Genomic DNA, 24,853 nt, shown 5'->3' with positions numbered 1-24,853 from the left:
CTCATCATTTATCACTCATTCTCCTTCACCTTAATAAAACTCTCACTATCCATTAAATACTGTGCATTGGCTGCAACCGAATCGGTTACATGCAAACCACTCAATACCTGTATATGTGTTTTGTGCAAAATGCCTGTGTTGATCTTCTGTGCTTTAAAACCATCTTTCACTTTTTGAAACACCACTTTGTCCAATCCTAATGAAAGCACAGCTTCTTTTGGCAACCAGTATGCATTTTTTGAATTGCCAAACACGATGGCTCTTACCTGGCTGCCGATGGGTATTTTCAAACTGCTGTTATCGAAATAGACTCTTGCAGTAAGCGTTTTGTTTTCTTTTCGATAGAATGGTTCAATAAAATCGATCCTTGCACGAAAGTCTTTACCCGGTGCTGTTTCAGGAACAATACGCACTGCATTTCCTTTTTGCAACAAGGCACTGTTATCGCCAAAGATGTTGAGCACAGCCCATGCTTTTGCAGGATTGTAAACAAGGAATACAGTTTGTCCTTTGTTCACATACATGCCTTCTTTCAATAGCAGTTCTTCGGTGAGCAGCGAAACATCTTTCATTTTTTCAGAACTGTTGTCCATACCTGTTCCTGTTGATTCATGAATATGTCCGCTGTAATTGCTGTACACCGCAACGGTGAGTGATGCCTGTTTGCTTTGTAGTACCTGTTGCAATTGTTCTTTGCTCATACCTGCCAGCAACAGTTTTTCTTTTGCTGCTTCAATCATAGCTGTGTTGCCTGCATCATTCTTCAAGAGGAATAAAAGATTCTGTTGTGCCGTAAGTAACTCCGGACTGTAGATGTCCATGATGCGTTGCCCTTTATTGATCTTCTGGTAACGGTGACGCACATACAGTTTTTCAATACGTCCGCTTACACGTGCTGAAATGCTGCCAACAGCTCTTGTATCGTAAGCTATGCTACCCAATGCTTCGATCTCAATTTCCTCGGCTCTTTTTTCAATGCTGGTAACGGGTACTGATGAGATCACAAATTCATTGGTTGGTTTGATAAGTGCATCGAGTTCCACTTCTTTAACTGCAGCACCACCTGTTTCTTTTTTTACAAGATCCATTCCGCAGATGGGGCAGGAGCCAGGGTTGTCTTTCACCACATCAGGATGCATGGGACAGGTATATGCTGCCGCTACATCATTATGCCCGTGTTGATGTTGTTGTTCATTTGTAACTTTCACCAATTCCATTCCACACTTTGGACAAGTGCCCGGCTTATCACTGAACACCGAATCCTGCGGCATGGGGCAGGTGTACATTTCTTTTGCTGCATCTGTTGTTTGCTTTGCCTTGTTGTTTTTGCAGGAAGCAAAGAGAACTAGCAGGAGAAATGGTATGTAGAGATATTTGTAGTTCATTGTTTTGTTTTTGATTGTTCGCTACGCTTACAATGGTTACTCACGCTGAGGTCACAGAGTACACAGAGGAACTTGCTTTTTCTTCTTTGAATTTGTTTCTTGGTCATTGGCTTTTCCTTCTTCCTTTAATCCTAAACCTTAAACCTTCTTTCTTCACCTTCCACCTTATTCCTTTTGTATCAGTCTTTCAATTGTTACCTGCAGTTGCAATGCCTGCTGCAACAGATCGCTGTACTGCAGTTGCGTCATGTACAATGTTTCCCATGCATCAAACAGCATAAACAATTCTTCGGTGTTTTGCTCGTATGCCAGCTGCATGGTTTTGTAATTGTTGCGCAAGGCCGGAATAATATTTTCATCATACAGCTTCAATTGCTTTTGTTTTAACTCCAGTTCGTTGCGCATGCCATAAGCCATGCCACTGTATTCGTTCAGCAGCATTTCTTTTTGCGATTGCAATGCCGCTGCTTTCCACTTTAAACTTTCTACATTGGCTTTGTTCATCTTCGACGACCATTTGGTAAGCGGCAGCTTCATCATACCCATCAACGAAAACTGCATGGGTAAACCACCAAAGCCAAACATGTGCTCGTAGCGAATACCAAACTGCGGTTTCAGACTTTGCTTTTCTGTTTCCTGTTTCAGCCAGGTAAGGTTAATGTCTTTGTCAATTGCTTTCAGATCGCTTCTGCTGGTATAGAACAGACTGCTGTCGAACACAAGACCGGCATAGGTTTTCAGTTCATACGAAGTATCAATATCAAGCGGCGTCATTGCATAGCGGTTCATGAGTGCATTGATGCGGATGCGTTTTTCTTTGATGTCGTTTTCAAACATCAACCGCATATTCTGCACATTGCCCAATGCTGCTTTTGCTTTATAATATGCATTGATCTTTTCAAGATTATTCCTGTAACGGATCTCTGCATTTTTGATCATAAACTCCAGCAGCTTTTCATTCTGATCAAGTATAACAAGCTTCTTTTTCAGTATGATCCAGTCGTAATAAAATTGTTTGGCATCGTTGATGAGTTCGTTCAGTGATGCATTCTTTTTTTCTTTTTCTACAGAAGACATGGCTTGCATATACGCCGCATCTGCATTTTGTTTTTGTTTGCTGGGAAACATTTGTTGCCCGCCAAGCATGTATTGTCCCATGCCTTCTTTATAACCGCCCATGCCATCATCCATTTTTTGCCAACGCATGGGATTGTAGGGCGTCATAAAAAATCCGCTGCTGAACTCCGGCGGCATCCAGCTCTTTGCACCTTTGGCTGCTTCATCCATGGAGCGTATTTCATGTTCATACATTTTTACAACCGGGTGCGATTGTTTAATGCTGTCGATGATGGCATCGAGTTTTAAGGTTTGTGTTTGTGCGGTTACAGCAACAAACAACATGGCTGCAAGTAGGTTATTCTTTAACATCGATTAATTCAATTTTGCCTTTACGTTTTAATTCCCGTTCCTTGATCATTTCAAAGATCACAGGTGTAATAAGCAGTACATAAATGGTTGATGAAATAGTGCCGCCGATAAGTGGTATGGTGATGGGGCGCATAATATCGCTTCCAACGCCGGTTGCCCATAAGATGGGAATTAAACCAAACAAACCAACAGATACAGTCATGAGTTTTGGTCGCAAACGTTTTACCGAACCTTCCAATACATAAGCACGAATGATGGCGGATGTTAATGTTGCTTTTGAATTACCATGTTTCGCTACCATGTTATTCATGGCTTCGTTGAGGTAGATGGTCATGAGCATGGCGGTTTCAATGGCCATACCAAACAACGCAATAAAACCAACAGCAACTGCAACCGATAAATTGATGCCATAGAAGTACACCATAAATACACCACCAATGAGTGCAAACGGAACAGTGATCATGGTAACAATGGCTTCTTTAAACGAATGATACGTAAAGTACAGCACCATGAAGATGATGAGAATAACAATGGGCATGATCATCGTAAGTGTTCTGTTTGCACGGATCTGGTTTTCCCACTGGCCACTCCACTCAAGGAAATAACCTTTGGGTAATTTGGTCACCATCTTGTTGAGTTTTTCCTGCGCTTCTTTTACCGTGCTGCCAAGATCCCGTTCACGAACATTGAATAAAACGGTACCACGCAACATTGCATTTTCAGAATTGATCATCGGCGGGCCATCAGTCAATTGGATGTCGGCAACTGCTTCCAACGGAATGGGACCGAAGTCCATTGTTTGTACCTGCAATCGTTTTAATGCCTGCAGATTGTTACGGAAGTCTTGCCCGTAACGTGCATTCACCGAAAAACGTTGACGGCCTTCAATGGTAGTTGTCAATTTCATACCACCTAATGCACTTTCAACAACGGTGTTCACATCATCAATACTTAAACCGTATCGGCCGATCTCTTCTCGCTTCACCACAATATCAATATACTTACCACCGGTGATGGGTTCTACATACAGATCTTTCACGCCATCAATACCATCGAGTTGTTTTTTGAGGATTTGTGCAAACGCATAAATGCTGTCGAGGTTTTGTCCATACACTTTAATACCAACATCTGTACGGATGCCTGTTGACAGCATGTTGATGCGGTTGATGATGGGCATGGTCCAGCCGTTTGTAACACCCGGTATTTGCAGCTTTGCATTCAGTTCGTTAATGATGTCGTCTTTTGTTTTACCGGCACGCCATTCGTGTTTTGGTTTTAACAGAATGATGGTTTCGATCATGCTGATGGGAGAGTTATCAGTTGCGGTGTTTGCTCTGCCTGCTTTGCCCAACACATGTTCTACTTCGGGTACTGTGCGGATCAATTTATCCTGCACCTGCAACAAACGTTTTGCTTCCGAGTTGGAAACATCGGGTAATGTTACGGGCATAAATAACAACGAACCTTCATCAAGCGGTGGCATAAATTCAGAACCCAGTCTTGTCATCATTACAACACCTGTTGCCAATGCAAGAATGTTTACGGCAATGGTTGTTTTTCGCCAGCGTAAACAGAAGTTCAATATAGGTGTGTAAATTTTTTCGAGTGTGCGTGTAATGGGGTTGGCGCTTTCGGGTTTCAATCTTCCTTTTAAGAAAAAGGAGATGAGTACCGGTGTTAAGGTGATGGCAAGGATTGCATCGATCAGCAGGATAAATGTTTTCGTCCATGCCAATGGATGAAACAATTTTCCTTCCATGCCTGTTAACAGAAACACCGGTAAAAAAGACGCCACTACAATAATGGTGGAATAAAACACACCCGGCCCCACCTGCTTCGATGAACGTTCAATGATGTTCATCTTTTCTTCAGCTGTTAAGGGATCTTTATGTCGTTTAAATAGTTTCATTGTAAGTATTATTGCTTGTTGCCAATTGCCTGTTCTTTATTCAACTGCGCTTCGCTGATATGCCTGTACGCATTCTCCACCATTACAATGCCATCATCCACTACCACGCCAATTGCAAGTGCAATACCTGTTAAGCTCATGATGTTGGATGAAATACCAAACAGTTCAAGAAAAATAAAACCGGCTGCCACGGAGATGGGCAGTTGAATAAGAATGATGAGTGCGCTGCGCCAGTGAAACAAAAACAACAGTACAATGATCGATACAGCGATCATCTCTTCAATCAATGTACCTTTTACCGATTCGATTGCTTCCTGTATCAACGTGCTTCTATCGTACGAAGTTTTAAAGGTTACGCCTTCGGGTAAACCTTTTTCCACTTCTTTCATTTTCTCTTTAATGGAAGCGATCACTTTGTTGGCGTTTTCGTTGTAACGCATTACCACAATACCACCAACCACTTCACCTTTACCATCCATATCAAAAATGCCGAGACGCAGATCGCCACCCATTTGTACCGAACCAACATCTTTTACACGAACAGGAATGCCATTGTAATTTGCCAGTGCAATGTTCTCTACATCTTCTTTGCTTTTGAGATAGCCTAATCCACGGATGATGTAAGCCATGTCGGCCATTTCAAATTTTCGTCCGCCCACATCATTGTTGTTTGCTTTTACTTTGTTCATTACATCCATGAGAGAGATGTTGTAGAACTGCAGCTTCACGGGATCGATCACCAGTTGGTATTGTTTTTCAAAACCACCGAACGATGCTACTTCTGCAACACCAGGCACTGTTTGTAATGCAAACTTGATGTACCAATCCTGCAATGCACGTTGTTCACCAAGATCGAGTTTAGGCGCATCAAGATGATACCAGAAGATATGACCGACACCTGTACCATCAGGACCAAGCGTTGGCATGATGCCCTGCGGTAATAAACGTTGTGCATAGTTCAAACGTTCGAGTACCCTTGTGCGTGCCCAATAGATATCAACATTGTCTTCGAAGATCACATACACAAAACTCATCCCGAACATCGAAGAGCCACGGATGTTTTTAATTTTCGGAATGCCTTGCAGATTACTCACCAAAGGATAAGTAACCTGGTCTTCGATCACCTGCGGACTGCGGCCCATCCATTCCGTAAAAACGATCACCTGGTTTTCACTTAAGTCGGGAATGGCATCGATAGGATTTTTTTGTACAGAGTAAATGCCATACGCAAACAGTGCAGCTGCAAACAGCAGCACAACGATCCTGTTGCGTAATGCGATCTCAATTATTTTTCGAACCATGTGTTTAATTTGTAATAAGCGTTTGCAATAGCAATTGGCAATAAGCAAGATTTATTTACAATTGCTTATTGTCAATTAATTGATCACTTCTTCCACCGAACCACAGGTGAGCATGGATGCACCGAAGTATGGGTTCTTAACTTCCTTCAGTTCGCTGATCCACATAGCACCTTTGTTATCTCTTGCCATCGGGCAATGATCGTGGTAAACTGAACGGCCGGCACCAAATGCTTTTACGAGTGTGTATACATCTTCGCTAAGCGATGCAAAATGCGAACGCTGATGTTTAATGTCATCGCCCTTCTTTGCAATATGTTCTGCATGTTCTTTCAGTTCATCACCCACTTCATCATATACTTTTTTCTGTTCGATTGTGAACAACGACTTGTCAATTTTTGCAACTGCTTTTTCCATAGCTGCTGCAGCATCGGCTGCTTCTTCAGCATTATCATTCGCTAATGCATTTTTAATATGCAGGTAATGATCCACTACTTCGTTGATAACAGTCGAGACCGATGCATCTACATCTTTAAATGTTACTGCAACAGCAGGAATGTTTTGTTCCGCTTCAGCAGCAGGTTGTGTACTTTCCGTTGTTGTGCTGTTCATGTTGTGGCCTTCGTGTCCGTTCTTGTTGTTTTTGTTTGAACAGGCAGCTAATACAACTGTTAAGAGGATGAATGCAATGCTTATTTGTTTCATGTGTTATTTTATTATGCCGCTGAAGCTCAGCTATCCTGAAAAGAAAGCTTCTGTATTTCTGCGGCTTGTTTATTTAATTAGTGATTGTGATTGGAATGATCTTCTTTTTTCTTTAAGTCCATGCCGCATTTACTGCATTTGCCGGGTTTGTTGCTTGTGACATCGCTGTGCATGGGGCATACATATTGATTCATTACTTCTGTTTTCATTTTTTCTTTTGATCTTACCAGGTCCATACCGCACTTGCTGCACTTTCCGGGTTTATCGCTGCTGACATCTGCATGCATGGGACAGTTGTAGCTTTTTGTTACTTCCGTTTTCATCTGTTCTTTTTTCGATAACTCAAGCTTCATTCCGCATACAGTACAATTGCCGGGTTTCTTTGCAGCTACAGTGTCGTGCATAGGGCAAGTGTACAGCTGTGTATGTTTGGTATTGTCTTTTTTACCTGCTTTGTTTTGTGCAGTTACAGTTAATGCAAGGATGGAGAATACTGCCATCAACAGTACGTTCAATGATTTCATTGTTTAGAATTAAAAGGTGAAGAATAAATACAGGGCATAGGGAAATGCCAAGAGCCCGGCATAGCAATGCCCGGCTTATAACAAGAAGCTGATCTTAAATACGGAAAGTACAGTTACGGATGTAAAGCGAAGTAGCATCCGTTAGGGGAGGTGCGTTGCTGCGTGGATTTTCTTCTGTAACCGAAGTTACATGCGGCAATGTGTAAACAATGGATGAAACAGGGATAGCTGTTGCAATCAATTGCATTGCCTGGAACGATTCAGCTACTTTCTGATCTTTTTCCAGCTTTATCTGCTTTTGTTCGTCCTTACAGCAATCATTTTTGCCTTTGCCATCCTTCTCCATACCGCAGTTGTCGCAAGTGTTGGAGTCATCATGACCAATGCTCATGTTTACCAGCTTGCCCATACAGTAATGCAACTGTACAGTGGCACCGCTGGCAGTGCCGATATAAAGAATGGCTAATATGGCGATGATGAGCTTTTTCATCTGAATGAGAAATCGAAAGTACAATTTATCCGCACAACTTAAAATAGCTTAACAAAATTAAAACAGGAAGTGCTGTAAAAGCATGACCACGCTCATACTAATCATCAGGCCGTCTTCAATAATGGTGATGGTGCTCATGGGCAGGTTAAATACTGCTCCAAGACAGGCACAACGGATCTTTCGTTTGTTTAGTACACTTTGCAATACGCCAATGATGCTTACACTCATTACAACCAATGTAACAATGTTTGTAACAAGTGGGTTGAAGTTAACAGCATAAGCGATACCCAAACCAAGTTCAACAAACGCATAGATATAACCCCAGCTGCGGAAACGTTTGGCAACAATATCGTACATCGAATAGCTGTCGGCAAAGCCCTGAAGATCGAGTAGTTTAAAGAAAGAAAACACCAGGAAGAAGCCGCTCATGAATACACGCATGAACTCCATATTGCTGAAGCCGTTTACCGAAAAAGCAGAGAGTAAGCTGATGGTTGTAATAAAACCAAACACAAGTAAAATGGGCTTGTAAGTGGCCAGCCAGCCTTTTGCCTGCTCTGCTGTTTCGTTATGATGAACTGCATCGATCTTGTATTTACTATCGCTGCCGCCCAGTGCTGTTTGAAAGGTATTGATTGAAATATGTTTCTGCATTTCGATGGTAGCAGAGTTGTTGTCTTTCGAAACTTCAACCGATAAAACATCCGGAACAGCAAGCAGTTTGCTTTTTACTTTGGCTTCGCAACTGCTGCAGGTCATTCCGGTAAGTTGGTAATTGTGTGTCATAGCAATTTAATTTAACACAAAGCTACCTGCACCGGCTGCGGGCATTGTTATACAATTATGGAAACGATTTACATGATTTTGAAGCTGCTTGAGTTGGTTGTTCTGAATAGATAATGGATGATTTTTGGAGCGAAACAAGGCGAATTTTGCAGCCATAGTCTAAACGCCTAAGGCGAGAAATTCAACGCAGTTGCAGCCCAAAAATCGCCATTAGTATATCGAACAACTGACTCAAGCAACTTCTCATAGTTCCTCGATGTTGCGTCGCTTGTTTTCTTTGAGCGATTTGAAGAAAGTAGGCGTAAGGCCGGTTTGTTTTTTAAACTGGCTGGAAAGATGTGCCACACTGCTGTAACCCAGGTCAACTGCTATCTGCGAAAGCGACAGTTCATCGTACATCAGCAGTTCTTTTACTTTTTCTATTTTCTGGGCGATGTAATATTTTTCAATGGTGGTTCCTTCCACTTCGGAAAAAAGATTACTGAGATAACTGTAGTCGTGGTGAAGTTTAGCTGAAAGATGATGGGAGAGGTTTTCGGTCAACTCTTCATTACTGTGGTGAACCAGTTCAATGATGACTGTTTTTATTTTGTCGATGATCTTACTTTTCTTATCGTCGATCAGTTCAAATCCAAGCTGCTTAATATTATCGCTGAACTGCTGCAGTTGTTTGGCAGTGGGTTCTTTTTTCAATTCCACTTCGCCCAGTTCTACATGCAGCGGCACAATACCTGTTTTTTCAAGTTCAGAAGCAACCACCATTTTGCAGCGGCTGCAAACCATATTGCGGATGTAGAGTTTCATGATTGATGCGAAGGTAAACCGCCGGATTAATTTCCCAGTTTGTTTTTCTGAAATTCAGTTGGCGTCATGCCGAATTGTTTCAAAAAGTTGCGGCCAAAATTTGTCTGCGAGCCATAGCCAACCATATCCGATACTTCGTAAATTTTATATTCGCCGGTAGAAAGTAACTCAGCTGCTTTTTTTAAACGGGTAATATTGATGAGCTCGTTGGGCGTAAGATCGGTTACCGATTTAATTTTCCGGAATAAACTGGTACGTCCCATGTTCATCAGCTTTGCAAGTTTATCAACATCCAGTGCATGATCGTCGATGTTTTCACGAATATGCTGATTGAGTTTTTCAAGAAACAACTCATCCGGTTTATTATGTGCTACCGATTTCAGGTTAACGAACGGCGTGTTAACGAAATACTCTCTTATTTTTTTTCTGTTGTTGAGCAGGCTTGCAACATGGGCCAGCAGGTATTCTGTTTCGAAAGGTTTTTCAATATAGGCATCGGCGCCAATGCTTAATCCTTCAATTTTCGATTGCAATGTATTCTTTGCTGTTAACAGAATAACCGGTATATGACTGTATTCGAAATTCGATTTGATTTCTTTACACAGTTCAAAGCCATCCATCACCGGCATCATTACATCACTGATGACCAATTCAACCGATTCGGTGCTGAGCATTTTTAAAGCCTGTGCACCATCTGTAGCTTTCAGTACTTCGTATTGTTCCTGCAACTCATCTGCAATTACTTCCAGCAGCTCTTTGTTGTCTTCCACTAAAAGTATCTTCGGCTTCATTGGTTTCGGTTTATGTGTGAATGTATAAAAGATTTGCTATACAGATGTTGCTGAATCGTTATTCAATGGTAATGTGAGCGAAAAGCAATTCATGTTCTCCGATGGCGGGTCAAGTACAAGTGCGCCTTTGTGCAATTGAGTAAGCGACAAAGCAAGTGCCAAACCAATGCCCGAACCTGTTTGTGTTTCCGTTTCACGAATACGGTAAAATGGTTCAAATATTTTTTCTTTCAACTCTTCGGGTATCAGGTAGCCATCGTTTTTTACCTGTATGGTAAATGAGTCTGCGGCTTTATAATTTGGAAGCAATGCAACGGTTACATGCTTTGCTGCAAACTTTACAGCATTACCAATCAGGTTGTACAGTATTTTATTAAAGGCATCTACATCGATCTTTGCATACAGTGGTTCCTGAGGTATGTTGCATATAAAAGAAAGATTGTTTTCTTCTGCAAGATCCGTAAAGTCGTTACAGGCTTCTTCTGTTAATTGTGTAATATTCGATACCGCAAGGTCAAGATGAAACTTGTCAATTTCTGTTTGCCGGAAATCCAATAATTGATTTGTTAATTCAATTAACCGGTTGGTGTTCCGGTTCATGATCTTGATGCTTCTTTCCAGTTCCGGCAGTGCTTCTGTTTTCTTGGTGATTTTTGTAAGCGGAACTTTAATTAACGTTAGCGGCGTTTTAATTTCATGCGCTACATTGGTAAAGAAATCGATCTTGGCATCGAGCAGTTCTTTGTTTTTTGCCAGTTGCATTTCCAGTAATTCTTTTTCCTGCGCCGCTTCCAGTTGTTCGAGCTGGCGTTTGTTTTTTTCTTTCATACGCAGATAGTAATAGCGAATGACAAAAACAACAAACAACAAAGCAGCAAGAAAGTAAATACTGTAAGCAGAATTGCTCTTCCACCACGGCGGCAAAATGCGGATGATGAGTAATTTTTCGTTAGGACTGGAAATGCCGTAACTGTTCATTGCTTTTAACCGGAAATGATACGTACCTGCCGGTAACTCTGCAAAATCAACCCGCCTGTTTTTTTTCAGGTTCACCCAATTGTTCGATAACTCTTTCATCTGGTAAGCATACTGGATGGTTTCTGTTGCAGAAAATTCCAATGCTGCAAAATCGATGCTGAAAGTTGATTGGTTATGCGTAAGTACAATACTGTCGGTAAACGTAATTGAAGCCTGCAGCGGCGATCCTTTTTTGGCAATACCTGTTTCCTGGTTGGCAATTTCAAAGCCGGTAATATAAACAGGAGGCGAGAAAGTTGATTGCCTGAATTCTTTCGGATGAAAACTGACAAGTCCTTTCATACTTCCGAAATACATGCGCCCGTCTTCATCTTTATATGCCGAGCTGTAATTGAACTGATCGCTGATCAATCCGTTTGCTGTAGTAAACACATCCGCTTTTTCTGTAACAGTATTAAAACGTGCAAGACCTTTGGTTGTACTGATCCAAAGCTCATTAGCATTTGCTTCCAGTATGGAAAACATAAAATTGCTGGGGAAGCCATTTGCGGTACCGTAACGGGTGAAGCGGTGTGTCGTTTCGTTCCATCTACACAAACCATCTTCGGTTGTAAACCAAAGATGATTGCGACTGTCTTTAAATACGCTGTTAACACGGTTGCTGCTTAAGCTTGTTGTATCTGTTTCTTTGTATTCAAACGTTTCGCTTTTTCCTGTAGCGGGGTTGTAACAATGAATACCTCTGCCAAATGTTGTTGCCCAAAGTTTGCCGTAATTATCTTTTACTATGCCGGTATACCAATCCCATTCAGGAAAACCCTGTACCCGTTTTAACTGATCCTGTTTGCGATCGTAATAATAAATGCCCAGTGTTGTTCCAATCAAAACAGAATCGGGATGCAATGCATAGATGCAGTAAATAAAATTACTTGCCAGCACACTACCGGGACTGTTTTGAAAATGTTTTACAACTTTACCGCTTTGCATATTCAATACATCCAGCCCGTGTTCAAACGTACCTATCCATACTTCATTGCCGGTTACTTCCAACCCATGTAAATTAAAAAAGGAAAGGCTGCCGGGCTTGCCTGTTGCTTCGTAATGTGTAAATGTTCCCGTTGCCGGATTATACCTGTTGAGACCTGCGTCTTCAGTGCCTATCCACAGATTTCCGTTCTTATCTTTTTTTATTTCCCGCACCACATTTCCACTCAATGAGTTTTCGTTCTTTGCAGGAAAGAATTTTGTAAATGCTGTAACCTGTTTTGGATAATAGTTGATGCCACCAAAATAAGTACCCACCCAAACGCCGCCCTCTTTATCGGTACACATTGTTTCAACTGCATTATCGGAAAGCGAGTAGGGGTTGCTGTAATTTTTTTCTAACTGTGTACCTTTACCTGTTTCAAGATTATAAACAAATATGCCGGATGCGGTACCGAGCCAAAGTGTATTGTTGGCAACCTGCAGAATCCGTTTAACGTAGAAATGGGTTTCACGTTTTAACGGCAAGGGAAGATCTGTATAAGTTCCCTGATTTGGGTTTATGCGCTTTACACTTGCATTATTGGTTCCCGCAAGTAAGTCGCCGTTTGCTGTAACCACCAATGTTTCAATGTACCTGAATTTTGCTGGCGAAGATTTTGCAAAGAGTGGAATTGTAGAAAAGGATCTGCTTCCAGGAATATATTTTTTTATTTCGCCATCAATGGTGCCTGCCCATACCGAACCATCTCCTGTTGTGCAAATTGCTGTTGCAATAAAAAAATTGATATGATCGAAGTACTCGAGCTTTGCAGTTGCAGGCGAATAACTACACAATGCAAAACCTGAGATGAACCAGAGGTTGCCATTTGCATCGCCGGTAAGTTTAAAAACGCTGTGCTCTTTTGTGGAAGGCATAAGCAAGAAGCCTTCTGTTTTTTCATTGTATCTATATAGTCCTCTATCGGTGCCCACATACAATGTACCTTGCTTATCCTCGAAAAGCGAATTAACAAAGTTGTTGCCGATGCTGTTGCTGTCTGCAGCGTTTTTGCGAAAGGTTTTAAACGAATAACCATCAAAACGGTTTAAACCATCTTTTGTGCCAAACCACATAAAGCCTCGTTTATCCTGCAACGCACAAATTACACTGTTGTGCGATAATCCGTTTTCAACCTGGTAGCGTTTAAAATAATAAGGTTGTGCTAATAGCAAATGAGGCAGCTGTGCTGCAAGTAGTAAACATATGGCAATAATAAATCGCAAAGGCAAATCAGTTAATACTTGTTACAGATGAATAAGTTTTACGGGGTAATTGATCATTGGCAGCAATTAAAAATGGTACTTTTTGTTGAAATATTGGCACTTTTGTTTGAATCAAGTACGTTAATATTTGTCAAATTTACACTTATTAATTTAAACTCCTAAAACGAACTTGCTATGATTTATTCAACACATTCCCCTGTGTCAACCTGATCGATTTTGCTTGCCTGCAATGTTTCCTTTCTGAAGATTTTACCGGTATAAATTTTCCGAGGATTTCTTTCCAGGTATATCTCATGTAATTGGCGGTATCAAATACTTATGCTTCATCATACTTACGAAGCAGGTACAATGGTGCTGATGGGATTACTATGTCTGCAGGCCAAACAACAGCTATTTAACCAAAACATACACGGTTCATTTATTTTTTAATTAAACAAGTATTTGATTGCTTATGAAAGAATTTGTAACCAATAAAGCAGGCAGGACCTGGTCTTTATTTGTGCTGATGCTTTGTTTTTCTGTTGCCGTAACAGCACAGGAAAATGAAATTACAGTACGTGGTATCGTACGTTCAGATTCTGCAGTGTTGCAGAGTGCAACGGTTCAGCTGAAAACCGATGCAAAAAAAGCTACACAAACCGACGACAAAGGAAACTTTGTGTTGCGTGTACCATCCAAAGGAACTCTGGTTATTTCCATTATCGGTTATGAAACGCAGGAGGTTCCCATAAACGGCCGCACAACGATTGATGTATTAATGAAGTCGTCGAGTGCAAATCTTGGCGATGTGGTGATCATTGGTTTTGGTGGTACCAAAAAGAAAGAGAGCATGGTTAGTTCTATTACTACTGTTAATGTAAAGGAATTAAAAGGGCCAACAGGTAATCTTACCAATGCCATCGCCGGACGTATTCCCGGTGTTATTTCTTTTCAACGTAGTGGTGAGCCCGGTCTTGGTACCGATAACTCGGCGTTTTATATTCGTGGGTTATCAACCTTTGGTACAGGTAAACAGGATCCGTTGATTTTAATTGATGGTGTTGAATCATCTCCAACTGATCTTGCACGTTTGCAACCCGATGACATCTCTGATTTTTCGGTGTTGAAAGATGCTGCGGCTGCATCGGTATATGGTGCACGTGGTGCAAACGGTGTGGTACTTGTAAACACACGCACAGGTAAAGAAGGTGTTGCTAAGTTTTCGTTCCGTGCAGAGAACCGTGTTTCATCGAACACCAAAAATTTTAACCTGGCTGATAATATCACTTACATGGAGCTGGCAAACGAAGCAGCGCTTACACGTTCGCCGCTTGCCATTCAGCCATACACAAGAAATAAAATTGAACATACAAAAGCCGGTGATGATCCTTATCTCTATCCCAACAATAACTGGATCGATCAGCTGATTAAAAAATATACCGTTAACCAAAGCTATAACCTCAACATCAGTGGTGGTACTAACAGAACACGCTACTATGTTGCAGGTACATATAACCAGGATAATGGTTTGTTGAAAATTGATCCCATCAACAACTTCAACAGCAATATCAAACTCAAGAACTATTCTATCCGTTCAAATGTTAACCTCAATCTTTCCAACAATACCGAATTGATCATTCGTATGTACGGACAGTTTGATGATTACAACGGACCGATCGGTGGTGGTTCTGCAACGTTCAACAATGCACTCTGGTCCAACCAGGTAATGTTCCCGGCTGTATATCCGCAATCGAAACTTCCTTACATCACACATCCGTTGTTTGGTTCGGCACGTACAGTTGATGCAAACGGGTTAACTTCAACATTATATGTGAATCCTTATGCACAAATGGTGCGTGGTTATTCGGTTTATAAAACATCAAACCTGCAACCACAGGTTGAATTAAAACAGAACCTGAATTTTGTTACTCCCGGTTTAAGCTTCCGTGCAATGGGTTACCTGAGAAGATATTCTTATTACTCAGTAGACAGAAGTTACAATCCGTTTTATTATTCTGCTATTATTGATCCAACAACACAAGACTATAATCTTGTTGTGTTGAACGATGGCAGTGCAACATCTATCGGTACAGTTGGTACAGAGTATTTAGGTTACAGCGAAGGAAACAAAGTGGTTGATTCCCGTTTCTGGCTGGAAGCTTCTGTTAACTATAACCGCACATTTAAACAACATGCAGTTGGCGGCACATTAATCGCTGTTGCATCGAACTACGAAACAGGTAATGCAGGAAGTGTAACTGCTTCTTTACCGCAACGTAACCAAACACTTTCCGGTCGTTTTACATATGGTTTTGATAACCGTTACCTCGCAGAGTTTAACTTTGGTTACAACGGTTCCGAGCGCTTTGCAAAGAACAACCGCTTTGGTTTCTTCCCGTCTGCAGGTGTTGCGTACCGTATTTCGAACGAGCGCTTTTTTGAACGTTTGAAAAACGTAATTACCGATCTTAAATTCCGTGCAACTTATGGTTTGGTGGGTAACGATCAGATCGGTAATATCAACGATCGTTTCTTCTACTTATCAAATGTAAATCTTAACGATGGTGGCTTTGGTGCATCGTTTGGCCGTAACGATGGTGCCGGCACTTATTACCGAAATGGTGTTTCCATTTCACGTTATGCCAACGAAGGTATTACATGGGAACAGTCACGTTCGATGAACCTTGGTATGGATATGAAACTTTTTGGCGATCTCAACATTACAGTTGATGTATACAAGCAATGGCGTTCGCAGATCTTACAGGCAAAATCAACTGTTGAATCTGCAGCAGGCTTCTCCGCTATTCCATCTTCAAACTATGGTAAAGCAGAAACACAAGGTATTGATGTGGCCATGAACTATCAACGTTCGCTCGGTAAAAATTCATGGATGAACATCAGAGGTACGTTTACGTATGCTACAAGTAAAGTAAAAGTATCGGATGAAATTGTTTATCCTTCAAACATCTCTTACCTGTCAAGAGTAAATCATTCCATCAGTCAAACATGGGGCTTAATTGCTGAACGTTTATTCATCGATCAGAAAGAAGTAGCCAACTCTCCTGTACAATTTGGCGACAACGGTTTGCTGGCGGGTGATATTAAATACAAAGATGTAAATGGCGATGGTCTCATTAACAACGATGATATGGTGCCGCTTGGTTTTCCGCAACAGCCCGAAATTATTTATGGCTTTGGTGCATCATTCGGTGTTAAACGTTTCGACTTCAGTTTCTATTTCCAGGGTGCTGCACGCAGCTCTTTCTTTATCAATCCATGGAATATTCAACCGTTTTATTTGAATGGTGGTTATCAAAATAACCTGTTACAGGTTATTGCAGATAATCACTGGTCAGAAGATAATCAGAATCCTTATGCATTCTGGCCACGCCTCAGCACATGGAGAGTGAATTCAAATAATCAAACCTCTACATGGTGGATGCGTAACGGTTCGTTCCTGCGATTGAAAAGTGTAGATATGGGTTATACATTGCCCGATTTTAAAGCACTTCGATTAAAAGGCACACGTATTTATTTCTCTGCAACCAATCTCTTTATCATCAGCGGCTTTAAGCTGTGGGATGTAGAGATGGGAGGCAACGGATTAAACTATCCAATTCAATCTGTTTACAGCATGGGTGTGCAGCTCAACTTTTAATTTAAACATTCAACCTTTTAGAAATGAAGACAAGCATTAATTATAAAGTTGTAAACAGGGGTTTGCTTTTTGCTGCAATCTTTGCACTTACAACAACACTTAATTCCTGCCGCAAGTACCTTGATGTGGTGCCGGATAATATTTCCACCATCGACAATGCATTTAAACTGCGTGTGGAAGCAGAGAAGTTTTTATTTACCTGTTATTCTTATTTACCCAAGAATGGCGATGGCTGGTACAATGCAGGTATGGCTTCTGCAGATGAGATATGGTTACCGCAGGACGATCAAACACACTGGCATGCTGCTTTCCGTATTGCACAAGGTCAACAGAATGTTGCCGATCCGTATTTTAACGAATGGGCAGGCTGGCGCAAAGGTGGTACCGGTAATACCCGTTACGATCATCAGAAAATATGGAACGCCATCCGTAACTGTAATATTTTTTTAGAGAACATGGCCGATATGACGAAGGTACCCGATATCAATCCGGCAGAACGTTCACGCTGGATCGGTGAAGTATTGTTCCTGAAAGCCTACTATCATTATTATATGCTGCGCATGTATGGGCCCATTCCGCTTATTACAAAAAATGTTCCGGTAGAAGCAGATCCTGCAAGCTCGTATGTAAAACGTGCACCTGTTGATGAGTGTGTAAGCACCATCACTTCATGGCTCGATAGTTCGATTAAGTTATTACCCGAACGTATACAAAACGAAAACACAGAGTTGGGAAGAGTTACACAGCCGATTGCGTTAGCCGTAAAAGCAAAATTGCTGGTAATGGCTGCAAGTCCGTTGTTTAATGGTAATCCTGATTTTGTAAACTTTAAAGACAAAGATGGCATTGCCTTGTTTAACCCTACTGTTGATCCTGATAAGTGGGCCGATGCAAGAGATGCAGCAAAGGCAGCAATAGATGCAGCTGAAGCAAATGGTTTTGCTCTTTACTATTACAAGAATGATATTTATAATCTCAATACCGCAACCAAAACACAGCTCAACATCCGCAATGCTGTAACAGAACGTTGGGGGTCGGAAACTGTATGGGGCAATTCGCAAATGTATTTCCCGAACGAAGCATTGTGTATGCCGCCGATGACGAGAGGCAGCAATACCAATCGTTTTCAGTTGCAGGGTGTATGGGCACCGCCTATTAAAATTGCAAAAATGTTTTACAGCTCCAATGGTGTACCTATTGAAGAAGATAAAACATTCAACTTTACCAATTACGATCAGCTGCGTACTGCAACAGCAGCAGAGAAATATTACATTGAACCGGGTTTTGTTACGGCACGTTTAAACTTCGACAGAGAACCACGTTTCTATGCCAACTTAGGATTTGATGGTGGTATCTGGTACATGAAAGATGGTAATGCAACAGGCAGCGATAACGGTACGTACTATGTAAAAGCAAAGAATGTTGAAAGTGCTGGCTTTGGTCATTTTACCAACTGGAGCGAAACAGGCTACTTTGTTAAAAAATTAGTTAGCTGGCAATCTACAACTGCGGGTACAGCTGCTCCTGTATGGCGTTCATATCCGTGGCCCGAAGTTCGTCTTGCAGATTTGTACTTGTTGTATGCAGAAGCAGAGAATGAAGTGAATCCTGCATCGGGTATCGCTATTCAGTATGTAGACAAAATCCGTGAGCGTGCAGGTTTAAAAGGTGTTGTTGAATCGTGGACTAATTATTCAAGTAATCCATCAAAGTATAGTTCACAGGCTGGTTTGCGTTCCATCATTCATCGTGAACGTACACTCGAATTAATGTTCGAAGGACAACGTTTCTGGGATCTGCGCAGATGGAAAGAAGCGCCGGATGAATTGAATAAAGACATCACAGGCTGGAGTGTACAGGGTAAAACCGATGCTACTTACTACAAAGAGAAATTTATTTTCAGTCAGCGTTTTGTTGCACCACGTGATTATTTCTGGCCAATCGGCAATTATGATACACGTCGTAATCCATTGCTGGTAGAAAACCCAGGTTGGTAATCTGATTTAAAAATCCTGAAAAAAATTACAATGAAACTCATTCAAACAATAATTCCTTCTTTGTTGCTTTCGGCATTCATCATTGCGTCGTGCAACAAAGAACTGGAAACACATACACCCATCAGCAACGATCCTACGGTTCCTGCACAGATAACAGATGTTACGGTTACTAACGGAAGTGGTAAAGCAACCATTACGTATAAACTGCCAAACGATCCGCACTTGCTTTACGTAAAAGCCGTTTACACGATTACAACAGGTAAGCAGTACGAAACAAAAGCATCGTACTACAACAACTCACTTACAGTAGAAGGTTTTGCAGATACGTTGGAGCATGAAGTAAAACTGTATTCGGTTAGCCGTTCCGAAGTGCAATCGCAACCCGTAACAGTAAAAATTAAGCCGCTTACAGCACCAATATGGGAAGTGTTCCGCAGTATTACAATAACCGATGCATTTGGTGGTTACAATCTTACAGCTGTAAATGCATCGAAAGCAAACATCTCTATTATTGTTACCAAACCCAATGTGTTTAAAGAATATGAAATTGATAACAATAAAACGGTGTACACCAATGTAGACAGTGTGCTGTCGAAAATTCGTGGATTGGATACCGGTAGTTATCGTTTTGGTTTTTTGGTTGCCGACAGATGGGGTAATAAAACCGACACCATGTATAAGGTTATTCGCCCGATTTTTGAAACACAACTCGATCCTGCTAAATTCTCCGGGTTGGTATTACCTGGCGATGCGCCACAGGTAACCAATGGCGCCGCTCTGCAATATGCATGGGATGGTAAGCTGGGTTGGCCTTATACAAGCTTTACCAACCAGGTACCCGGTGGAAGTGGTCCGCACATGATCACATTCAATACAGGTGCGTTGGCAAAACTCAGTCGCATTTGGATTCGCCCATTCCCGGAAGGAACACGTTATTACTATCTCACAACCATGAAGCGTTTTGAAATTTATGGTTCAGACAATCCAAACCTGAGTGGTGCATTGGATGCTTCATGGAAGTTGCTTGGATCTTATACAGTGAAGAAACCTTCGGGTCTGGCATATGGTACTGATGATGCAAACGACCAGGCAACAGCAGCTGCAGGATTTAACTGGGAAATTGATCTGGCTGCACCGAAAGTGCGATACATCCGCATCCGCTGCCTCGAAAATTTTGCAGGTGGTACGGCACAAAGTATTAATGAGTTGAAAGTGTACGGCGATCCCCGTTAATACGAATCTGATTGTTTGATAACATGATTGCTGCAGCGTGCAGTTTCAGATAAAAATTTTACAAATGAAAAAACAATATAAAAAGCTTTCGTTCATTGCAATGCTGGTGCTTGTATTGGCAGCCTGTTCCAAATGGGATGGTTATAAAAAATACACAGAGGCAGGCGAAACGATCTACTCCGGTAAAATGGATTCAGTAAAAACATTTCCGGGTAAGAACCGTATAAAAATTACAGGCTTACTTCCTGCAGATCCGAAGATTGTAAAATGTAAGATCAAATGGAATGATGGTAAGGATTCTGTTATGTATGATATTACAAAAGGCATCGGTATCGACAGCTTCAGTAAAATAGTTGCAATACCCGAAGGTATTTACAATTTCACTATTCAAACGTTTGATGCTGTTGGTAACAGTTCAATGAAAGTAAATGCAGCAGGTACTGCGTATGGGGCAAAGTATGAAAGTGGACTCAGCAACAGAGTGGTGAACCGTGCAGAGTTAATGCCAAGCGGCAAAGCAGAACTGGCCTGGGATAATCTTGATGCCGCTTCAGGCGCATTGGGTACATGGGTACGATTTACAAAAGTTGGAGATGTGGTTGATTCGGTATTTGTACCGCTTACGCAAACATTAACATCAATTGATAATTTCAAACCAGGGTCATCGGTTGTACTGCGTACCTTATATCTGCCGAAACCAACTTGTATTGATACGTTCAGCTGTCAACAACAAACGGTGGGCGTGAAGTATGAAATAACAAGTCAGTACTTATCGAATACAGGTCCCGGATTTCAGCGTGCTACATTTGATGGCAGGTGGGGAACACTTGCTGCTCCCTGGATCACCAATGCTGCAGCTAAAAATAAAGGCGGCTTATATGGAGGCTATTCTTCAGATGCAGGTGGTGTTATAAACTGGGAAACATGGAATAATACACCTGTTACCAATGGTATTGTTTACCAAACAACGTCATCGCCGTTGCCTGCAGGAAAATATGTTGTTTCATTTGATGAGTATTCTGAACTACAGGCAAATTCAACGATCTACTGTGTAGCAGCAGCGGGAGATGCCGGTATTCCTGTACTTGCAAATCTGTCTACTGCGTTGGGTTATGTTGGAGCGTATAATGGAGCAAACATTGGCGCTACTTCGCCAAGTGCTACCGATACAAGAAGTTTCACGTTTACGCTCAGCAGTCCGTCTGTTGTTTCAATTGGCTTTCTTGCAAATATTGTCGGCAGCGGAAACCCCGGTAGTTATATCCAGATAAAACGAATTCAACTTTTCAGTACGAATTAAAACTAAGTGCGATTATAGCTTACTCCTTAGCAGTTGCCGTTTTGAATAAAAAGGGGATAAATAAAAATTGAATCCGTCAACTATTGTTAGGGTCATAATCGACAGAAAGGCTCCATTGTTTCCACAAGGGGCCTTCTTTATTCGATGCAAAATCATTGTTTAAGCAGTTAAAAAAAATAAATGAAGTTGAAGAAAGCAGGCTGTTTAACAGCAGCAATAGTTTTGGTTTGTGCAATAAGTAAAGAGTTACATGCGCAAAAAACAAAACCACAGTACAGCGATTCTGTTCCGTTCAATCCCATCATCCGTAATAAGTTTACAGCCGATCCTGCAGCATTGGTTTATAACGATACTGTTTATTTGTACACCGGGCATGATGAAGCACCAAGAGGACAGGCACGCTATGTAATGAATGAATGGCTTTGCTATTCTTCAACCGATATGTTAAACTGGAAAGAACATCCATCGCCGTTGAATGTAAAAGCATTTGAATGGGCCAAAGCCGACGCATGGGCTTCGCAGGTTATTGAACGCAATGGAAAATTTTATTGGTATGCAGCTGTTGAACATAAAACAATTGGCGGCAAAGCAATCGGTATTGCTGTATCAGATAGACCAACAGGTCCGTTTACCGATGCATTGGGAAAAGCACTTGTTACAAATGATATGACTAAGGCAACCGCTATTTCCTGGGATGATATTGATCCGTCCGTTATTATTGATGATGATGGGCAAGCTTATTTATTCTGGGGCAATACGAAATGTTATTATGCCAAACTGAAAGAAAACATGATCGAGTTTGATGGGCCGATACAGGTGGTGGAAGGTTTGCAGAAATTTACAGAAGCGCCGTGGATCCATCAACGCAACGGCTGGTATTATCTTTCGTATGCTTACCAGTTTCCGGAGAAGATTGCTTATGCCATGAGTAAAAACATCAATGGCCCATGGGAGTACAAAGGTATCCTGAACGAAGTGGCAGGCAACAGCAATACCAACCATCAGGCTATTATTGAGTTTAGAGGCAAGTGGTATTTTATTTATCACAATGGTGTGCTGGCCGATCATGGCGGTTTTCACCGTTCGGTTTGTATCGACCGCTTGTATTACAACAAAGACGGAACCATGAAACGCATTGTAATGACGAGTGAAGGGTTGCTGAAAAAGTAAAACTTACGATCATCTTATTTGTCAGTAAGCGTCGAAATAAATACTTTGGTTATAAAATAATTCAGTTATGCGTTGTGTCAGTTTAATGATGTTGTTGCTTGTGCAGTGTTGTTCTGTTTTTTCACAAACAATACAACGGCCAACATGGATTTCCGATAATGGCAACGGTACATTTACCAATCCTTTGTTTTACGATGAGTTTTCTGATCCTGATCTGATTCGTGTGGGTGATGATTATTATCTCACCGGTACAACGATGCATGCAATGCCGGGCTTACCTGTGCTGCATTCAAAAGATCTTGTGAACTGGACTTTTCTCACCTACGCTGTGAACAAACTTGATTTCAGCCCGGCATACCGTTTGCAGAACGGCAGAGATATTTACGGCCAGGGAATATGGGCTCCCTGCTTTCGTTATTATAAAGGAATGTTTTACATTTTCACGAATGTAAACGGACAAACAACGCAATTGTTTACTGCAACCAATCCAAAAGGACCATGGAAACAGACTGCATTAAAAAAATCATTTCATGATCTGTCGGTTTTATTTGATGATGACGGGAAGGTATATGTTGTGTGGGGTTACGATGAGGTGAAGATGGCGGAGCTTACAGACGATCTTACCGATACAAAACCCGGCACAGAGAAAGTAATCGTCAGCAAATCAAGCGGCGCAGGAGAGGGTTGTCATTTTTACAAGATCAACGGCAAGTATTATATCACCAATACCAATTACGATCCGCTTTGTTACCAGGTTTGTTTGCGTGCCGATAAACCCGAAGGTCCTTATGAAGTAAATGTAATGAGTGCTGAAGAAAGTTTAGGTGTTGGTACAGGCTGGCGTTTGAACGATACACGTAACGGACCTCCGTATAAACTAGTTGCACCTGTTGAAAATTATGTTGGTTGTATACCGATGCATCAGGGTGGTATTGTACAAACACAAACAGGTGAGTGGTGGGGATGGAGCATGATGGATTATAATTCTGTAGGACGTGTTACCTGTTTATCGCCTGTAACATGGAAAGATGGCTGGCCTTATTTTGGTTTGCCCGGTAATCTTACACGTTCGCCACGCACATGGATAAAACCCAACACCGGTTTTTCATCGAAGCCAACGGCAACCTATGAACGCAGCGATGATTTTTCTGCAACAGTATTGAAACCCATCTGGCAATGGAATCATGTGCCTAATGATTCGTTATGGTCGTTAACAGCAAAGAAAGGTTCGTTGCGGTTACAATCATCACCTGCAACAGATTTCTGGAAAGCAAGAAATTCATTAACACAAAGAGCCATCGGGCCGGAATCAATTGCAACAACTGAAATTGAAATCGCCGGGTTGAAAACAGGTGATGCGGCAGGGTTGGCTTTATTAAATCTTCCTTATGCATGGATCGGCATTGTAAAAAGCAATGAAGGGTTGCAGCTAAAAACATTCAATCAACAAACGGGTAAAGCCGATACTGTTTCGTTCAACGGAAAAAAAATATGGCTGCGTGCACATTGCAATTTTGATACAGACAAAGCAAGATTTGCTTACAGTACAAATGGCAACGATTTTCAATTGCTGGGCGATACAGTGATCATGCCTTTTCAATTAAGAACATTCCAAGGAGTGCGTTATGCTTTGTTCAATTATAACAGCAGCAATGCAAAAGGAGGTTATGCCGATTTTAACTCCTTTGTTGTAGATGAGCCACGTTCGAAAGGATTAACCAAGCCTATTCCATACAACCAGATTATTACACTTACTTCATTAGCCGATGGTACCGTTCTTGCCAACTGGAAAGATTTTGTTCGTCCGTTTGCAGCGGCCGATCCCTTAACAAAAACAAAGGCTGTACAGTTTCGTGTGCTCGATCGTGGTAATGGCCGTATTGCATTGCAATCTGTTTTGAACAACGGTTTTGTGACAGTGAAAGGCGATGGCGTACTGGCACAGGTGCGTATTGAAAAAGAAGAGCAGGGAACTGCTTCTCTTTTTCAATGGCAGGATATGTTGAAAGGTGATTTGATGCTGATGAGTTTGGCCACACATAAATATTTGTTTGCAGACCCGAATGCAAGAAGCTTGACTTCTGCTGATGCAGCAGGTACAAGACCCGATCGTAAAGACGGTGCTTGTTTTACATTGGTAATTGTAAATGAATAATAAAAAATCAAGA

General features: G+C 41.5%; 17 protein-coding genes. 6 read left to right on the top strand and 11 right to left on the bottom strand.

The features are described 5' to 3' along the window. Nucleotides 1–11: 11 nt before the first annotated feature. The 11 genes from ESA94_RS04130 to ESA94_RS04080 all read right to left on the bottom strand — a co-directional run bounded on the left by ESA94_RS04130 (nucleotide 12) and on the right by ESA94_RS04080 (nucleotide 13,297). Complete coding sequence (locus ESA94_RS04130; RefSeq protein WP_240670983.1) at nucleotides 12–1,385, bottom strand: efflux RND transporter periplasmic adaptor subunit; 1,374 nt, start codon at nucleotides 1,383–1,385, stop codon at nucleotides 12–14. A gap of 165 nt (nucleotides 1,386–1,550) precedes the next feature. Beyond that, the gene (locus ESA94_RS04125) at nucleotides 1,551–2,813 is read right to left on the bottom strand and encodes a TolC family protein (RefSeq protein WP_129129578.1); all 1,263 of its coding nucleotides are present in this window, start codon (nucleotides 2,811–2,813) and stop codon (nucleotides 1,551–1,553) included. Continuing rightward, a complete protein-coding gene (locus ESA94_RS21740; protein ID WP_129129577.1) occupies nucleotides 2,800–4,722 on the bottom strand; it encodes an efflux RND transporter permease subunit in 1,923 nt (640 codons plus the stop codon). Before ESA94_RS21740 ends, ESA94_RS04125 begins: the two co-directional genes overlap by 14 nt. Nucleotides 4,723–4,730: 8 nt before the next feature. Further along, nucleotides 4,731–6,023 carry an efflux RND transporter permease subunit gene (locus ESA94_RS21735; protein ID WP_129129576.1) on the bottom strand — a complete coding sequence of 431 codons (1,293 nt, stop codon included), beginning with the start codon at nucleotides 6,021–6,023 and terminating at the stop codon, nucleotides 4,731–4,733. A gap of 75 nt (nucleotides 6,024–6,098) precedes the next feature. Next, entirely contained in the window at nucleotides 6,099–6,725 is a 627-nt protein-coding gene (locus tag ESA94_RS04110; protein WP_129129575.1) for a DUF3347 domain-containing protein, read from the bottom strand. Nucleotides 6,726–6,802: 77 nt separating this feature from the next. Next, the gene (locus ESA94_RS04105; protein WP_205755904.1) at nucleotides 6,803–7,249 is read right to left on the bottom strand and encodes a heavy metal-binding domain-containing protein; all 447 of its coding nucleotides are present in this window, start codon (nucleotides 7,247–7,249) and stop codon (nucleotides 6,803–6,805) included. Between the two features lie 94 nt (nucleotides 7,250–7,343). Further along, nucleotides 7,344–7,739: an HYC_CC_PP family protein gene (locus tag ESA94_RS04100; RefSeq protein ID WP_129129574.1), complete on the bottom strand. Its 396-nt coding sequence runs from the start codon at nucleotides 7,737–7,739 to the stop codon at nucleotides 7,344–7,346. Nucleotides 7,740–7,796: 57 nt separating this feature from the next. After that, entirely contained in the window at nucleotides 7,797–8,525 is a 729-nt protein-coding gene (locus tag ESA94_RS04095) for a heavy-metal-associated domain-containing protein (protein WP_129129573.1), read from the bottom strand. A gap of 243 nt (nucleotides 8,526–8,768) precedes the next feature. Beyond that, nucleotides 8,769–9,329: a helix-turn-helix domain-containing protein gene (locus tag ESA94_RS04090; protein WP_129129572.1), complete on the bottom strand. Its 561-nt coding sequence runs from the start codon at nucleotides 9,327–9,329 to the stop codon at nucleotides 8,769–8,771. 26 nt (nucleotides 9,330–9,355) lie between these two features. Then, nucleotides 9,356–10,120, bottom strand: coding sequence for a response regulator transcription factor (locus ESA94_RS04085; protein WP_129129571.1), 765 nt, complete (start codon nucleotides 10,118–10,120; stop codon nucleotides 9,356–9,358). A 36-nt stretch (nucleotides 10,121–10,156) separates the two neighbouring features. Further along, nucleotides 10,157–13,297 (bottom strand): ligand-binding sensor domain-containing protein, encoded by a 3,141-nt coding sequence (locus tag ESA94_RS04080; protein ID WP_164972642.1) that lies wholly within the window; start codon nucleotides 13,295–13,297, stop codon nucleotides 10,157–10,159. A 502-nt stretch (nucleotides 13,298–13,799) separates the two neighbouring features. Here ESA94_RS04080 and ESA94_RS04075 point away from each other — a divergent pair. From ESA94_RS04075 to ESA94_RS04050, 6 genes are all read left to right on the top strand, one after another. Next, on the top strand, nucleotides 13,800–16,985 hold the full coding sequence (locus ESA94_RS04075; protein WP_240670982.1) for a SusC/RagA family TonB-linked outer membrane protein: 3,186 nt from the start codon (nucleotides 13,800–13,802) through the stop codon (nucleotides 16,983–16,985). A gap of 23 nt (nucleotides 16,986–17,008) precedes the next feature. After that, a complete protein-coding gene (locus ESA94_RS04070) occupies nucleotides 17,009–18,982 on the top strand; it encodes a RagB/SusD family nutrient uptake outer membrane protein (RefSeq protein WP_129129569.1) in 1,974 nt (657 codons plus the stop codon). Between the two features lie 30 nt (nucleotides 18,983–19,012). After that, a complete protein-coding gene (locus tag ESA94_RS04065) occupies nucleotides 19,013–20,215 on the top strand; it encodes a DUF4959 domain-containing protein (protein WP_129129568.1) in 1,203 nt (400 codons plus the stop codon). A 64-nt stretch (nucleotides 20,216–20,279) separates the two neighbouring features. Beyond that, entirely contained in the window at nucleotides 20,280–21,515 is a 1,236-nt protein-coding gene (locus ESA94_RS04060) for a DUF4998 domain-containing protein (protein WP_129129567.1), read from the top strand. 180 nt (nucleotides 21,516–21,695) lie between these two features. Continuing rightward, nucleotides 21,696–22,685, top strand: coding sequence for a glycoside hydrolase family 43 protein (locus tag ESA94_RS04055; protein ID WP_129129566.1), 990 nt, complete (start codon nucleotides 21,696–21,698; stop codon nucleotides 22,683–22,685). Between the two features lie 67 nt (nucleotides 22,686–22,752). Beyond that, nucleotides 22,753–24,840: a glycoside hydrolase family 43 protein gene (locus ESA94_RS04050; protein ID WP_205755903.1), complete on the top strand. Its 2,088-nt coding sequence runs from the start codon at nucleotides 22,753–22,755 to the stop codon at nucleotides 24,838–24,840. Nucleotides 24,841–24,853 lie beyond the last annotated feature (13 nt).

Origin of the sequence: Lacibacter luteus, assembly GCF_004118265.1 — a bacterium.
Classification (GTDB): Bacteria; Bacteroidota; Bacteroidia; order Chitinophagales; family Chitinophagaceae; genus Lacibacter; species Lacibacter luteus.
The sequence above is the reverse complement of the archived record's forward strand: the minus strand, read 5'-3'. Positions and strand labels throughout refer to the sequence as shown.